The sequence below is a fragment of the Pseudomonas taeanensis MS-3 genome (assembly GCF_000498575.2).
GTDB classification, from domain to species: Bacteria; Pseudomonadota; Gammaproteobacteria; order Pseudomonadales; family Pseudomonadaceae; genus Aquipseudomonas; species Aquipseudomonas taeanensis.
On record NZ_AWSQ01000001.1, the window covers coordinates 722,821 to 736,653 of the forward strand.

At 64.3% G+C, this 13,833-nt stretch carries 12 protein-coding genes; 1 reads left to right on the forward strand and 11 read right to left on the reverse strand.

The genetic code is table 11. From position 1 onward, the window contains the following. Nucleotides 1–16: 16 nt before the first annotated feature. The 3 genes from TMS3_RS03115 to TMS3_RS03125 form a co-directional block, all read right to left on the reverse strand. Nucleotides 17–475, reverse strand: coding sequence for a GNAT family N-acetyltransferase (locus tag TMS3_RS03115; RefSeq protein ID WP_029866076.1), 459 nt, complete (start codon nucleotides 473–475; stop codon nucleotides 17–19). A 96-nt stretch (nucleotides 476–571) separates the two neighbouring features. After that, nucleotides 572–1,564, reverse strand: coding sequence for an asparaginase (locus TMS3_RS03120; protein WP_025163790.1), 993 nt, complete (start codon nucleotides 1,562–1,564; stop codon nucleotides 572–574). Between the two features lie 155 nt (nucleotides 1,565–1,719). Then, nucleotides 1,720–3,165, reverse strand: a complete 1,446-nt coding sequence (locus tag TMS3_RS03125) for an alanine/glycine:cation symporter family protein (protein WP_025163791.1) — start codon at nucleotides 3,163–3,165, stop codon at nucleotides 1,720–1,722. A 158-nt stretch (nucleotides 3,166–3,323) separates the two neighbouring features. On the opposite strand from TMS3_RS03125, the gene TMS3_RS03130 reads away from it, so the two are divergent. Continuing rightward, nucleotides 3,324–4,142, forward strand: a complete 819-nt coding sequence (locus TMS3_RS03130; RefSeq protein ID WP_025163792.1) for a helix-turn-helix domain-containing protein — start codon at nucleotides 3,324–3,326, stop codon at nucleotides 4,140–4,142. 133 nt (nucleotides 4,143–4,275) lie between these two features. Here TMS3_RS03130 and TMS3_RS03135 read toward each other — a convergent pair whose 3' ends face one another. From TMS3_RS03135 to TMS3_RS03170, 8 genes are all read right to left on the reverse strand, one after another. Beyond that, the gene (locus TMS3_RS03135; RefSeq protein WP_025163793.1) at nucleotides 4,276–5,928 is read right to left on the reverse strand and encodes a BCCT family transporter; all 1,653 of its coding nucleotides are present in this window, start codon (nucleotides 5,926–5,928) and stop codon (nucleotides 4,276–4,278) included. Between the two features lie 519 nt (nucleotides 5,929–6,447). Next, nucleotides 6,448–7,554, reverse strand: coding sequence for a helix-turn-helix domain-containing protein (locus TMS3_RS03140; protein WP_025163794.1), 1,107 nt, complete (start codon nucleotides 7,552–7,554; stop codon nucleotides 6,448–6,450). 144 nt (nucleotides 7,555–7,698) lie between these two features. Further along, complete coding sequence (locus TMS3_RS03145; RefSeq protein WP_025163795.1) at nucleotides 7,699–8,667, reverse strand: PDR/VanB family oxidoreductase; 969 nt, start codon at nucleotides 8,665–8,667, stop codon at nucleotides 7,699–7,701. Nucleotides 8,668–8,697: 30 nt separating this feature from the next. Continuing rightward, entirely contained in the window at nucleotides 8,698–10,146 is a 1,449-nt protein-coding gene (locus TMS3_RS03150) for an NAD-dependent succinate-semialdehyde dehydrogenase (protein ID WP_029866079.1), read from the reverse strand. A gap of 57 nt (nucleotides 10,147–10,203) precedes the next feature. Then, nucleotides 10,204–11,406, reverse strand: a complete 1,203-nt coding sequence (locus tag TMS3_RS03155) for an aromatic ring-hydroxylating oxygenase subunit alpha (RefSeq protein WP_025163797.1) — start codon at nucleotides 11,404–11,406, stop codon at nucleotides 10,204–10,206. Nucleotides 11,407–11,840: 434 nt separating this feature from the next. After that, nucleotides 11,841–12,536, reverse strand: coding sequence for a GNAT family N-acetyltransferase (locus TMS3_RS03160; protein WP_025163798.1), 696 nt, complete (start codon nucleotides 12,534–12,536; stop codon nucleotides 11,841–11,843). A gap of 13 nt (nucleotides 12,537–12,549) precedes the next feature. After that, a complete protein-coding gene (locus TMS3_RS03165; RefSeq protein ID WP_025163799.1) occupies nucleotides 12,550–12,993 on the reverse strand; it encodes a GNAT family N-acetyltransferase in 444 nt (147 codons plus the stop codon). A 166-nt stretch (nucleotides 12,994–13,159) separates the two neighbouring features. Then, on the reverse strand, nucleotides 13,160–13,804 hold the full coding sequence (locus TMS3_RS03170; protein WP_025163800.1) for an FMN-binding negative transcriptional regulator: 645 nt from the start codon (nucleotides 13,802–13,804) through the stop codon (nucleotides 13,160–13,162). Nucleotides 13,805–13,833 lie beyond the last annotated feature (29 nt).

A 13,833-nucleotide genomic window follows, 5' to 3' on the forward strand; every position in this document is an offset into this window, starting at 1 on the left:
GCGTGGGTGGCGCGACTCAGGTCAGGCGCTTGCGGAACTGCACGAAGCCCGAGCGTTCGGCGACGCGCTCGTAGAGCAACATGGCGCTACTGTTGCTCTCGTGGGTCAGCCAGTGCACCCGGTCGCATTTGGCCTGTCGCGCCTGGGCGTAGACGAAGTCGATCAGTTGGCCACCGACGCCGCTGCTGCGCGCCTGTTTGCTAATGAACAGGTCCTGCAGGTAGCAGTAGTCGCCGACAGTCCAGCAGGAGCGATGAAACACCCAGTGCACCAGGCCAACGGCCTGGCCATCGTGCCAGGCGAGGGCTGCATGCATCGGCTCGGCGGGGTCGAGAAAGCGCTGCCAGACGACCTCGCTGGTGGCGGCGGGAATCTCGGTCATATAGAAGCGTTGATAGCCCTGCCACAGCGGCAGCCAGGCGGCTTGGTCGGCGGCGCTGACGGGACGGACCTCGACGGGGATACGAACGGGCATGGCGCGGTCTCCTGTGTGCGCAAACTGTCATCCTGCGACGGTTAGGCCGTGGCCGCAAGCCTCGCGACTGGCTTGCGGTGGCCTGGGAGCCTGACCTCAGTCGGCGCGCTCGCCGCACAGGTCGAGGGCGAACCAGTGTTCCACCTCGGCTTGGTTCAAGCCGGCGCCGAGCAGGGCGAACAGCTTGCCCAAGGCCGCCTCGCGGGTCATGCCGCCGGCGGACACCAGGCCGGCGCTGGCCAGTTGGCTGCCGGCGGCATACACGCCGAACTCGACATGGCCATGGGGGCACTGGCTGACCGCGGCCAACACCACGCCGCGCGCGTGCGCGGTTTTGAGCGCGGCGAGCAGCGCGGCATCCTCGGATGGCCCAGTGCCGCTGCCGTAGCACTCCAGCAGCAGCCCGCGTACACCGCTGGCCAGCAGGGCCTCGACCTGGGCAGCCTGGATGCCGGGATAGAACGGCAGTACGGCAAGGCTTACCGGCTGGCGTGGCTGGCGGTAATCGAGGTTGGCGGGAGTCACTCCGGCCCTGACGCCGAGGCGCTGGCGCGGCGGCTCGCTGAAGGCGTCGAAGGTTTCGCTGCCGAGCTTACTGACCCGCGCGCCATGCATCAGCCGGCCGCTGAAATACAGCTGTACGCCAGCTGCAACGCCCTGCTGCAGCGCCTGCATGGCGCCGAACAGATTGGTCCAGGCATCGCTGCCCGGGGCGCCGGCTGGCAGCATCGAGCCGGTCAGCACCACGGGTACCGGTAGGTCCAGCAGCAGGAAGCTCAGTGCGGCAGCGCTGTAGGCCAGGGTATCTGTGCCGTGCAGCACCAGTACCGCATCGCAGCCATCCTGTTCGACGCCGGCACGGATCGCCGCGGCCATTGCCAGCCAGTTGCTCTGGCTCATATTGGCACTGTCGATCGGCGGCAGCAGTTCGCGGAAAACCCAGCTAGGCAGCTGGCGGCCGGTCTCCAGGGCCTGTTGCGAACGCAGCCGGGCCTCGAAGCCGGAGGCCGGCGCCAAGCCGCTTGCAGTCTGCTGCATGCCAATGGTGCCGCCGGTGTAGAGCACTAGCAGTTTGGATGGGGAGGGCATGGCTTTTCTCCTTGTGCAGGCAGCAAAACAGGGGGCGCGCCCCCTGTTTCGTCATGGTGCAACGCCGCTTAGCAGGCTGTTGAAAAACTACTGCGCTCGGCTATGCGGCGTTGAAATCGGCCTAGCCGTCGCTCGCTACATTTTTCAACGGTCTGCTAGCGTTGGTGCTGGTAGTTGCTGACTTCGGCCTGTGCGCTCGGCTCCGAGGTCGGCGGGGTGGCCGGCCAGGCTGCGGGGTCGAGGTCCAGATCGGCGAACTGCTTAGGATCGAAGACCGGCGACTCTACACCCGCTTTTACCTGGCTGTCGTAGTCCTTCATCAGGCGCAGACCGACCTTGAACAGCAGTGCCAGGGCCACCAGGTTGGCGACTGCGAGCAGGCCCATGGTCACGTCGGCGAAGGCGAACACCGTGCCCAGGTCCTGCACCGAGCCCCACAGCACCAGGCCGACCACCAGCACACGGTAAGTCTGTACCGGCCAGCGCTTGCTGGTGAAGAAACCCAGGGCGTTCTCACCCAGGTAGTAGTTGTAGATCAGCGTGGTGAAGACGAACAGCAGCAAGGCGATGCTGACGAACACCCGGCCCCACTCGCCGACTACGGCGGCCATGGCGGTCTGGGTCAGCACTACGCCGGCCATCTCGGTGCCCGGCTGATAGACGCCGGAGAGCAGGATGATCAGCGCGGTGCAGCTGCACAGGATGATGGTGTCGATGAACACGCTGAGCGACTGCACGATGCCTTGGGCAACGGGGTGCTTGACCTGGGCCACGGCGGCGACGTTGGGTGCGCTGCCGAGGCCGGCTTCGTTGGAGAACAGGCCGCGCTTGACGCCCATGATGATCGCCGCACCGATGCCGCCGGCGAAGGCCGGTTCCAGGCCGAAGGCGCTCTTGACGATCAGCGCCAGCACCTCCGGCACCTGGTCGATATTGCCGCCGATCACGAACAGCGCCATGGCGATGTAGGCGAAGGCCATGCTTGGCACCAGGATGTCGGCAATCTTGGCGATGCGCTTGATACCACCGAAGATGATCAGGCCGATCACCACCACCAGGGCGATGCCGCTGATATGGGTGGGCAGGCCGAAGGTGTCGTGCAGCGAGCTGGCCACGGTGAAGGACTGCACGGCGTTGAAGCCAAAGCCGAAGGTCACCAGCAGCAGCAAGGACACGACGATGCCCAACCAGCGCTGGCCGAGGCCGTGCTGGATGTAGAAGGCCGGGCCGCCACGGTAGGTGCCGTCGGCTTCGCGGCGCTTGTACAGCTGGGCCAGGGAGCACTCGAAGTAGCTGGTGGCCATGCCGACCAACGCCACTACCCACATCCAGAAGATCGCGCCCGGGCCGCCGAGCATGATCGCCACCGACACGCCGGCGATGTTACCGGCGCCGACGCGCCCGGCGACGCTGAGCATCAGCGCCTGGAACGAGCTGAGCTGGCCCGGCTGACGCTGAAAGGCTTCGCTGAAAATGCGGAACATGCTGCCGAAATAGCGGAACTGCACGAAGCGCGAGCGGACCGTGAAATACAGGCCCAGGCCGATCAGCATGACGATCAGCAGCTTGCTCCAGAGCAGGTCGTTGAGGAGGTCCAGCATGAGGAGATGCCTCTCTTGTAGTTATTCGGGAATGCCACGCAGCGGGCGACCTGTGCATGGTTGAGTAACCGCGTGTGTCAGGCAATTTCGCAGATAGCGGCGATGTGACGCGAGTTGATGCTATATTTGCGCCGCTAGCACCATTCTAGGTAGGCGTCATGTCGAACCATCAGGGTCACAATCTCAAGCTGCTGTGCAGCCACTACCGCTCTATTGCCGAGGTTTGCCGGCAGCTGGCGATCAACCGCGCGCAGTTCAACAAGTACCTCAGCGGGCAGAGCCGGCCAACGGCTTACAACCTCAAGCGCATCTGCGATTTCTTCGGTATCGAGGACTATGAACTGGGCCTGCCGGCGGAGCAGTTCGCCCGCCTGATCGGGGTGCGCCGCAGTGGTCAGGAGCGGCCGGCGGCGGCCGATCCGCTGCTCGAGCTGCTGCAACCGCTGCGCGAGCATTGCAGCAGCCTGTCGCGCTACTGCGGCTACTACTTCGAGTACGCCAACTGCATGTCGGTGCCCGGCAACATCCTGCTGTCGCTGGTGCAGCTGCGCGAGGAGCGCGGCACCTACCTGTTCGAGCGCCAGGAACGCCAGGAGCGCTCGCGCGCCGACAACGGCGAGGCCGACGACTGGGTGCGCTGTCGCTATCTGGGCGCGGCGTTCTACCTGCAAGACCGGGTGTTTCTGATCGACTACGAGTCGCTGACCGCCAATGAGGTGAGTCAGACCATCCTGATTCCCAGCTTCAAGAGTCGCATCACCCGCCTCAACGGCCTGAAGACCGGGGTCTCCAGTGGCGACCGGCGCACTCCGGCCTGCACCCGGGTGGTCTGGGACTACCTGGGCAAGGAGATCAACCGGGTCAACGCCTACCGCCAGGTGATGCTCTATGGCCCGGATGACCCGCGCATCGACGCCGACATTCGCCAGCGTCTGAGTGGCGGCCAGGTGCGCGACGGCTTGTTCGAAGTCGAGTGACTGCAGGCGGGTGGTTGCACGAAGGCGGAAGGAAGCCGCCGGCGGGAAGCGCTCGCTGGCTCGGCGGTGGCGAGACCAGGACGGTCAGGCGGATGCCTGCCGCCGAGGGCAGGCGTCCGTTTTCAGCGGTGTATCAGTTGCCGGCAGGCTGCGCCTTGGCCATCACGGTGGCCGGTGCGGCTTGTGCTGTGGGCGTGCTGTCGAGCTGATCGACCACTTGGCGGCGGCCATTGTTCAGACGCAGGCTGCAGACTTTGGTGTCCAACGCCGCGCCGAAATCTTCGCGAGCCCAGCGAACCAGGGAAATGGCCATGATCAACATCACGGGCAGCATCGGCAGGGCGACCACCAGGGTGGAGGTCTGCACGGCCTTGAGGCCACCCACCACCAGCAGACCCACTCCGAACAGGGCCAGCAGCACGGCCCAGAGCACGCGGTTGCTGCGTGCCGGCTCTTCATAGCCGTTCAGTTCGCGGGTGCTGATCGAGGCCAGGGTGTAGGCCGAGGAGTCGACGGTGGTTGCCAGGAATACGAAACACAGCACGGTGAAGGCCGGAATGATTACGCTGGAGAGCGGCAGCGTCTTCAGTACCGCGACCACCATGGCCGGCATGCCTTGATCGTTGAGGATGCTCAGCAGGTCCACCACACCGGTGGTCTGCAGATGCACGGCGTAGCCGCCCCAGATGGCGAAGAATGCCCAGCAGCCGACGCTGCCCCAGATCACGCCATTGAGGACCAGGTCCTTGATGGTGCGGCCACGGGAAATGCGTGCGACGAACAGACCCATCATCGGCGCGTAGGCGACCCACCAGGCCCAGTAGAAGACCGTCCAGCCCTCGGGGAAGCCGCCTTTCTCGATCGGGTCGGTCCACATCGAGATGTGGAAGAAGTTGTCCAGATACAGGCCCATGCTGTTGGTCCACAGACCCATCAGATAGAGGGTCGGACCCGCCGCCAGGACGAACACCAGCATCAGCACGGCCAGCACGCCGTTGATGTTGGACAGGGTCTGGATGCCCTTGCTCAGGCCGTTCCATACGCTCCAGGCGATCATCAGGGTCCACAAGGCGAGCACGCCGAGCTGCAGCAGGAAGGACTGTTCGAGGCCGAACATTTCCTGGAACAAGGCGGATACCAGCGGTACCGACAGGCCCAGGGAAGTGCCCACGGCGCCGATGATGGAGAACATCACGATGACGTCGATCAGCTTGCCCAGGGGGCCGTCGATCAGGCCGCCGAATACGCCGCGGCAGGCCTCGGACAGGCGCAGCACGTTGCCCTTGCGCACGTAGAGGTAGTAAGCCATGGGCACGGCCGGCAACAGGTAGATGGCCCAGGGGATCAGGCCCCAGTGAAACATCGGGTACATGGCCGCCCACTCGGTGGCGGTGCTGGTGCCTTTGGCCAGGTGCAGGGGCGGGCCGTCGAGCAGGTAGATCGGCTCGGCGAAGGCCCAGGCGCAGATGGATATGCCAATACCGGCGCAGAACAGCATGGTGATCCAGGCGCCAGTGCTGAATTCGGGCGCTTCCTCCGGTGAACCAAGCTTGATGCGGCCTAGCGGGCCGAAGGCCAGCCAGCCCATGAAGGCGAAGGAGGCCACGCCGGTCACCAGGAACAGCCAACTGAAGGTGCTGGTAATCCAGGAAAATAGGTTGTTGACGATCTGTAGTCCGGCTTCCGGAAACAGCATGAGGGGAACGCTGGTGCAGAGTACGGCGATCACGGCGGGCCAGAAGATCGTCTGCTCTATACCTTTGCCGGCAAGGTTGTTGTTGTTCATCGACTCGTTACCTCGCGGACAGGCCAGGCTTGCCTGTCCGTGGTCGTTTTTTATAGTGCGCGGCGCTTCTGGTTAGCGGTGAGCCGGGACGCTGCGTATATCGGCCGTCATGTAACGGCGCCGAAGAGTGCGCAGCTGTGCCTGGCTAACAGCAGCCAGAGGCCGCTCGTCTGAGCTGCGCTCCTGCGCGAGTGGGGCTCCAGTACAGTACATGTTAACTAATGGTTAACATGTACTGTGGGTTAACATTATGGGTGGGCATTCAGCGGAGTGCAATAGCCGCCTGGCAGGCATTCGTCGCTGTTTCGGGGCCTACGGAGGGGAAATCGGGCAGCCGCCTATGGCCCCGTCGCGTCGGGCGCGGGGGCATCTCGGGGAAGGCAATGGAAGGGCAGCTAGTGCCGTCGCGGTTGTCGTTCGACGGCAGGGGGCAACGCAGGCCAGGGGGCGGTCAAGCAGTCGCGAGCGGTCTTGCGCTAGTAGCCTGGCGTCGTACGCCAGGCGTGTGCCCAGAATGTATTACGGGGCGGACCGGCCGGCGGTCTTGAGTTTCGCCAGTTGTTCCTGGCAAAGGGCCAGTTGTGCGCGAAGTTGTTCGCGCTCCTCGCGCAGTGCGGTGGTGTCTTCGAGGAAGGTGATCAGGTGCTCAGCCTCACCGCTGATGGGGTTGCGCTGCAACGAGGTTCGCGCCCGGATCCAGATGAAGTGGCCGTCACGATGGCGCATGCGCTTCTCGATTTCGTACATGTCAATCTCGCCGGACTTGAGCCGCGCCAGCAAGGTCAGGTTGTGCGTCAGTTCGTCTTCGTGGCTGAGCAGCTGGAAGCGCTGGCCGCACAGTTCCTCGCTGGAGTAACCGAGCAGTGTGCACAGGCGCTGATTGACCTTCAGCCAGGTGCCGTCGAGGTCGATATAGGCCATGGCGCCGCAGGCCTGTTCGAAGATGGTGCGAAAGCGCTCCTCGCTGTCGCGCAGGGCCTCTTCGGCGATCTTGCGTTCGGTGGTGTCGGTACTCACGCCGGTCATGCGCAGCACCCGCCCCTGATTGTCGCGAATCGGTGTGGCGCGCGAGGATATCCAGCGCACCTCGCCGCTGCCCAGAACGATGCGGAAGTCGAGATCGTAGGGCTCGCCCGTGGCGATGGCCTGGTCGATCGTGGCCCTCAGGGAAGCGGCATCCTCGGCCACCACGTGGGGCCAGAAGTCATCGTTGCGGTTCACCTGCCAGCCGTAGATTTTCTGCACGTTGTGCGAGTAGGTGACCTCGTCGCTGAGCAGGTTCCACTCCCAGGTAACGATGCGCGCGTTCTCCAGCGCCAAGAGCATGCGCGCCTCGCTCTCCATGATCTCGGCAGCATATTGGCGGCGCACGTCGGTCATCGGCAATTGCACAGCCTCGGCGTTTTCGGCCTCCTGCTGGGCCTGTTCGCCGTAGCGCAGCCAGATCCAGTTGACGTCGAGGAACTCGGCCAGGCTGCGCAGACGCTCGTTGTCGATCTCGCCGCCGCGGGTCCACTTGTGCACCGCGGTGCGGGAAATGCCCAGGGCGCTGGCCACGGCCTGCAGGCTCAGTTTCTTGAGCTCAAGCAGTTCCTTGAGGCGAAAAGCAAAGCTGTCAGGTTCCATAGCAAGGGCTTCTCGGAGGCGCCGTGGTGGCACGGCACAGGGTCAGGAAAACACCCAGACTAGCGACTGCAGGAGGAAGGAAAGGCAGGGCCGGGGCAACTGTGAGCGGCGATTATACACAGCTGCCCCGGCACCATGCCGGTGTTACAGGTCCAGTACCAGGCGTGGCGTGCGGGCGCGCGAGACGCAGACCATCAGGGTTTTCTGCAGGGCCTTTTCTTCGTCGCTGAGGTACTGGTCGCGATGCGCTACCTCACCTTCGAGGATGGTCGTTTCGCAGGTGCCGCACACTCCTTCGCGGCACAGGCATTCGACCTCGGCGGCGTTGGCCTTCTCGATCGCCTGGAGAATGCTCATGCCTTCCTCGACCTTGAGTTCGGTGCCGGAACGGGCCAGCACCAGGGTAAAGGCGGCGCCTTCGGCCGGGGCCACGGCGAACTGTTCCCAATGCACGCGCTCGTCGGCGATGCCCTGAGCCTTGGCCGTGGCGATTACTGCATCGATCAGCGGCTTGGGGCCGCAGACGTAAAGATGCGCCGCGGCGTCCAGGCCAGCGATCAGCGCGTCGAGATCCAGGCGCTGCTGCAGGCTGTCGATATAGAACCGCGTGCGTTCGGCATGCGGGCCGCTGCCCAGTTCATCGGCGAAAGCCCCATGCTCTGGGGCGCGGAAGGCGTAGTGCAATTGGTAGTCGGCAGCCTGCTCGTGCAGTTCATACAGCTGCGAGAGGAAGGGGGTGATGCCGATGCCGCCGGCGATCAGCACGTGCTGAGCGGCCGTCTCGCTCAGGCCGAACAGATTGTTCGGCGCGGCGATGGTCAGCTGGCTGCCGATCTCGACCTTGTCGTGCATGAAGGCCGAGCCGCCCTTCGATTGCTCCTCGCGGCGTACGCCGATCTGGTAGCTCGAGGTGTCACGCGGCGAACTCATCAGCGAGTAGGCGTTGCTGTACAGCTTGTCGCCATCGTGCATCTGCACGATGACATGGCTGCCGCCGGTAAAGGACGGCAGCGCACTGCCATCCAGGGCACACAGGCTGAAGCGCTTGATCAGCGGAGTCACCTGCTCCACGGCGGTGACCCGCACGTCGATCATCTGATACTTGTTGGACATGCTTTCCTCCAGAGGGCGCTTATCCGCGCATCACACCGCTAAACACAGGTATTTGATTTCCAGGTAGTCATCGATGCCGTAGCTGGAGCCCTCACGACCGAGGCCCGACTGCTTGATGCCGCCGAAGGGCGCCACCTCGTTGGAAATCAGCCCGGTGTTGACCCCGACCATGCCGTATTCCAATTGCTCGGCGATGCGCCAGACCCGGGCGATGTCGCGGCTGTAGAAGTAGGCGGCGAGACCGTAGGGCGTATCGTTGGCCATGCGCACCACCTCGTCGTCGCTGTTGAAGCGCACGATCGGCGCCACCGGGCCGAAGATCTCCTCGTCGAGGATCTGCATGCCCGGCTTGACGTCGGCCAGCACGGTGGGCTCGAAGAACTGCTCGCCGAGCGGGTGCTGCTGGCCACCGGTCACCAGGCGCGCGCCTTTTTCCAGGGCATCGTCGATCAGGCCGCGCACCTTGGCCACGGCCTTGCTGCTGATCAGCGGACCGATCTGGGTGCCCGGCTCGAAACCGTTGCCGATCTTCAGGTCGCGCACCCGGGCGGCGAAGGCCTGGGCGAAGGCGTCGTGCACCTTGTCGTGAACGAAGATGCGGTTGGTGCAGACGCAGGTCTGCCCGGCGTTGCGGTACTTGGAGACCATCGCGCCTTCGACCGCCGCGTCGATGTCGGCATCGTCAAAGACGATGAACGGCGCGTTGCCGCCCAGTTCCAGGGACACCTTCTTAATGGTGCTGGCGCACTGGCTCATCAGCAGGCGGCCGACCGGGGTCGAGCCGGTGAAGCTGAACTTGCGCACCTGGGGGTGTTCGGTGAGTTGTTGGCCGATGGCCACGGCATCGCCGGTGACGATGTTGATCACCCCGGCCGGCAGACCGGCACGCGCGGCCAGTTCGGCCAGGGCCAGGGCCGAGAACGGCGTTTCGTTGGCGGGCTTGACCACTATGGTGCAGCCGGCGGCGAGGGCCGGCGCGACCTTGCGGGTGATCATCGCCGCCGGGAAGTTCCACGGGGTGATGGCGGCGCACACGCCGATGCCCTGCTTGATCACCAGCAGGCGCTTGTCGGCGCTGGGCGAGGGAATGATGTCGCCGTAGGCGCGCTTGCCTTCCTCGGCGAACCACTCGACAAAGGACGCCGCGTAGCGGATCTCGCCGAGGGCCTCGGCCAGTGGCTTGCCCTGTTCCCAGGTCATCAGCGCTGCCAGGTCCTCTTCATGCTGCACGACCAGATCGAACCAGCGCCGCAGCAGACGCGCCCGCTCCTTCGCCGGCAGGGCACGCCAGGCCGGCAGGGCGGCGTCGGCCGCTGCGATGGCACGCAGGGTTTCGCCGCCGGCCATCAGCGGCACGTGGCCGATCATCTCGCCGGTGGCCGGGTCGCTGACTTCGACGCGCTGCGCGCTGTCGGCGTCGCACCAATTGCCGTTGATGTAGCACTGCTGGCGGAACAGTTGTGGGTCTTTGAGTTTCATGTCGTGCATCCCCATTCAGGTGCGAAAGCCGGGCAGCAGTTGCCCGGCCGGGTGCGATCAGGCGTGCTGGTGTTTTGCCAGTAAGCTGTGGAAGTGGGAGATGCCATGCTCGCTGATGCCACTGCGCTGCTGGTCCACCATGATCCGACCCTTGCCGCGGTAGCCGCGAGACTGCAGGCCCTTCTGCACGCTTTCGACCAGGTTCAGGTCTTCCGGACGGAACACGTCGCGGTACCACTCGATCAGGCGCTGCTGCTCCTCGCTCAGCTCCTTGTTGAGGAAGTAGATGTCGTAGTGCTGCATGGTCTCATTGGCGCTCACCGGGAACTCGTAGATCACGGTCATGAAGTTGCCGCCCGGCGGTACGTTGAACATGGAGCAAGGCCACAGCCAGAAACCTTTGTAGCTGGCGCCGCCCTGGCTTTCGTCGAACTTGAACGATTTTTCCGAGGACTTGGCTTCGCTCTCCTGCAGGCTCCAGTTCGGGTACAGGTTGTGCGCGTAGGCCTCGATCTTGATCGAATCGGAGAATCCGGGGTGAGCCGTCGGGCAGTGGTAGCACTCCTGAAAGTTGTCGACGATGGACTTCCAGTTGGCCTGGGTACGGGACACGAAGCGGGCGGCCAGATGCAGGTCGTCGATCACAGGGCAGGCTTCACGCAACTTGTCGCCGAGGCCCGGCAGTTGGTCTTCGACGCTGCCTGAGTTCGGATCCATGTTGATGTAGATGAAGCCGGCGTATTCCTCGACCTTCAGCTGTACCAGGCTGGAGTTTTCCTTGTCGAAATTGACCACGTTGTCGCAGTTGCGCGCGTGAGCCAGTTCGCCGTCCAGCTTGAAGGCCCAGGCGTGATAGGGGCAGGTGATGACGTTCTTGGCCTTGCCGTCGCCGCTCAGCAGCTGGTGGCCGCGGTGCGGGCAGACGTTGTAAAAGGCGCGCAGGAGCATGTCGCGGCCGCGCACGATGATGATGCTTTCGCCGATGATTTCCCGGGTGATGTAGGCGTTGGCTTCACGCACTTCGCTACCGTGAGCCACGCAGACCCAGCTCTTGGCGAAGATGTTGTCTTTCTCGTAGGCGAAGACGCTGGGCGAGGTGTAATAGGTCGCCGGGATGGTGTAGGCCTCTTCTGGATTGGCACAGAAGTCGACTGGTAGTTTTTCGAAAGTACCCTGCGAGCCGAGGTTGCTCGGTGGGATGATGTAAGTCTCTTCCGAGATGGAATCGAGGTCGGCTGGCAGCTGTTCGAAATCAGTCATCGCTAGGCCCTACTTGGAATGCGCGGTTGTTGTTAGGGGTGATCGAGTTAACTATAGGTTAACAGTCACTGACGGTTAACAGTATGCGTAAAATCCAACCCGCGTGCAAGAGTGGTGCATGCGCTCTATTGGCTGTTTTAGTGGACTAGTTGACGAGCGGTCAGTCGGTGGGATGCGCCGGCGGGACCCTAAATGGATAAGAGCGCATCAGCCGATGCGCTCTTGGGGTGGACGGTCTGGGATTGGCGGCGAGGCGCCCGTGTTTCAGCGCGCGGCCTTGATTCACGGGCGGCTTCTGGGCCGGCACTGTTGCCCAAATCACGGGTCTTTGCCGCCGAGGCGATGACCGCTACAGCGCTGCGTCTTATGCCGACGTCCAGCAGTCGTTCCCCGCGCAGATCCGCAACGGCCCGTGTGAGTTCGAGAAAGACGCCTCAGCTTCGCTCGCTAACCGCGCGCAACTGCTCCAGGCGCTGTATCTGCCGCCCTTGGCTATCGAAGTTGTCACTGCCCAGCCAGTGCTGGAACGCGGCGTGGCAGGCCGGCCATTCGCGGTCGATGATGGAAAACCAGGCGCTGTCGCGGTTGCGGCCCTTGATCACCATGTGCTGGCGGAAGGTGCCTTCGTAGACGAAGCCCAGCCGCTCGGCGGCGCGCATGGAACGGGCGTTTAGGGCGTTGCACTTCCACTCCAGGCGGCGGTAGCCGAGGGTGCCCATGGCCAGCTCGGCCAGCAGGTAGATCGCCTCGGTGGAGGCGGGGCTGCGCTGCAGGGTGCGGCCGAAGGCGATGTGGCCGATCTCGATGCTGCCGTCCTTGGGCGCCATGCGCAGGAAGCTGAGCAGGCCGGCGGCGCGCTGGCTGGCGCGTTCGAGTACGGCGAAGAACAGCGGGTCGCTGCTGGCCGCGTTAGCCGCCAACCAGGCATCGAAGGCCGCGCGCTCGGGAAACGGGCCATAGGGCAGGTAGTCCCACAGCAGTGGATCGGACTGCGGGCCTTGCAGGGCTTGCCACAGGTCATCGCCGTGGGCGGCCAGGTCCAGTGGTTCGAGGCGCACGTACTGGCCATCCAGCGCGGCGCGTTGCGGGATGGGGCGGGGCTGCCAGTCGGCCAGATTGGGGCGGGTCATGGCGCTGCTCCTTTCAGAGGTTCTTGCGGTACTGGATAAAGCCGGAGCGCTCGGCGATGCGCTGGTACAACTGCATGGCGTTGCCGTTGCTTTCGTGGGTCAGCCAGTGCACCCGCGAGGCGCCCGCGGCGCGGGCCTGGGCGTAGACGTGCTCGATCAGCCGGCGACCGGTTCCGGTGCGGCGGGTGTCTGCGGCGACAAACAGGTCCTGCAGGTAACAGCTGTTTTCCACCGACCAGTTGGAACGGTGGAAGATCCATTGCACCAGCCCCACTGCCTGGTCACCGCGCCAGGCCAGGGCGGCATGGGTCGGCTCGGAGGGGTCGAGGAAGCGTTGCCAGGTCACGGCGCTGGTCTCGGTGGGGAGCGCGCTCTGATAGAAGTCTAGGTAACCCAGCCATAACGGCAGCCAGGCGGCGTGGTCAGCGGGAATGACGGGGCGGATCTCGATAGTCATGGGTCTTCCTGGGCTGGGTTAGTTGGTGGCCTGTGTGGCTAGTTCAATTAGGCAATTTCGGCGTCTGAGGCCCTGATACTGCGTTGCTGCTCCTCGCCATATCCAGCTATGACTGGTCGCAGCGTCTTGCCTCGGAACCTCAGTCATCCGAACTTGAGTTAACCAACTAGCCGTACAGGCCACTTGGGCTGTTCATGCGTGCGGCCAGTTCGCGGTCGCGGGCATCAGGGCTGGCATTCAGGCCCTCGCGCACGCCGCTCTGGTCGGCGGCGCTGCGGTTCTGCCCGAGCTTCCATTTACCTTCCAGGCGCCGGATCGGCAGGGCGAAGCCGACGATGGCGCGCAGCATGCTGTCGAGGTAGTCGCGCGGTGCGTCTTCGATCGCCCAGGGCTGGGCGCGGCCAGCCTCGTGACGCGCGCTGAGGCGGCCGACCAGGGTCAGCAGACGTTCGGCGTCATCGAACAGTTCGATCTGGCCGTAGACGTGCACGGCGATGTAGTTCCAGGTCGGCACCACCTTGCCGTGCTCGGCCTTGGCCGGGTACCAGCTGGGGCTGACGTAGGCGTCCGGGCCATTGCATACCACCAGCGTCTCGGGGTCTTGCGCGAGTGCCCGCCAGTGCGGATTGGCACGGGCGAAGTGACCGTAGAGGGTGCCGAACTCGCCTTCGTCGGCGACCAGCAACAATGGCAGATGGCTGGCCTGCAGGCCGTCCGGGCCCTGGCTGACCAGGGTGGCCAGGCGTGACTCGGCGATCTGTTGGTGCAGTTCGACGAGGTCGTCCTGGCGAAAGGATGAGGGTAGATACATGAACGTTCTCCTGGCGGGATGAGCTCATG

What these genes read in the sequence shown, in the direction of transcription:
- TMS3_RS03115 (WP_029866076.1), bottom strand. Translation starts at nt 475, where the DNA reads ATGCCCGTTCGTATCCCCGTCGAGGTCCGTCCCGTCAGCGCCGCCGAC.
- TMS3_RS03120 (WP_025163790.1), bottom strand. Translation starts at nt 1,564, where the DNA reads ATGCCCTCCCCATCCAAACTGCTAGTGCTCTACACCGGCGGCACCATT.
- TMS3_RS03125 (WP_025163791.1), bottom strand. Translation starts at nt 3,165, where the DNA reads ATGCTGGACCTCCTCAACGACCTGCTCTGGAGCAAGCTGCTGATCGTC.
- TMS3_RS03130 (WP_025163792.1), top strand. Translation starts at nt 3,324, where the DNA reads ATGTCGAACCATCAGGGTCACAATCTCAAGCTGCTGTGCAGCCACTAC.
- TMS3_RS03135 (WP_025163793.1), bottom strand. Translation starts at nt 5,928, where the DNA reads ATGAACAACAACAACCTTGCCGGCAAAGGTATAGAGCAGACGATCTTC.
- TMS3_RS03140 (WP_025163794.1), bottom strand. Translation starts at nt 7,554, where the DNA reads ATGGAACCTGACAGCTTTGCTTTTCGCCTCAAGGAACTGCTTGAGCTC.
- TMS3_RS03145 (WP_025163795.1), bottom strand. Translation starts at nt 8,667, where the DNA reads ATGTCCAACAAGTATCAGATGATCGACGTGCGGGTCACCGCCGTGGAG.
- TMS3_RS03150 (WP_029866079.1), bottom strand. Translation starts at nt 10,146, where the DNA reads ATGAAACTCAAAGACCCACAACTGTTCCGCCAGCAGTGCTACATCAAC.
- TMS3_RS03155 (WP_025163797.1), bottom strand. Translation starts at nt 11,406, where the DNA reads ATGACTGATTTCGAACAGCTGCCAGCCGACCTCGATTCCATCTCGGAA.
- TMS3_RS03160 (WP_025163798.1), bottom strand. Translation starts at nt 12,536, where the DNA reads ATGACCCGCCCCAATCTGGCCGACTGGCAGCCCCGCCCCATCCCGCAA.
- TMS3_RS03165 (WP_025163799.1), bottom strand. Translation starts at nt 12,993, where the DNA reads ATGACTATCGAGATCCGCCCCGTCATTCCCGCTGACCACGCCGCCTGG.
- TMS3_RS03170 (WP_025163800.1), bottom strand. Translation starts at nt 13,804, where the DNA reads ATGTATCTACCCTCATCCTTTCGCCAGGACGACCTCGTCGAACTGCAC.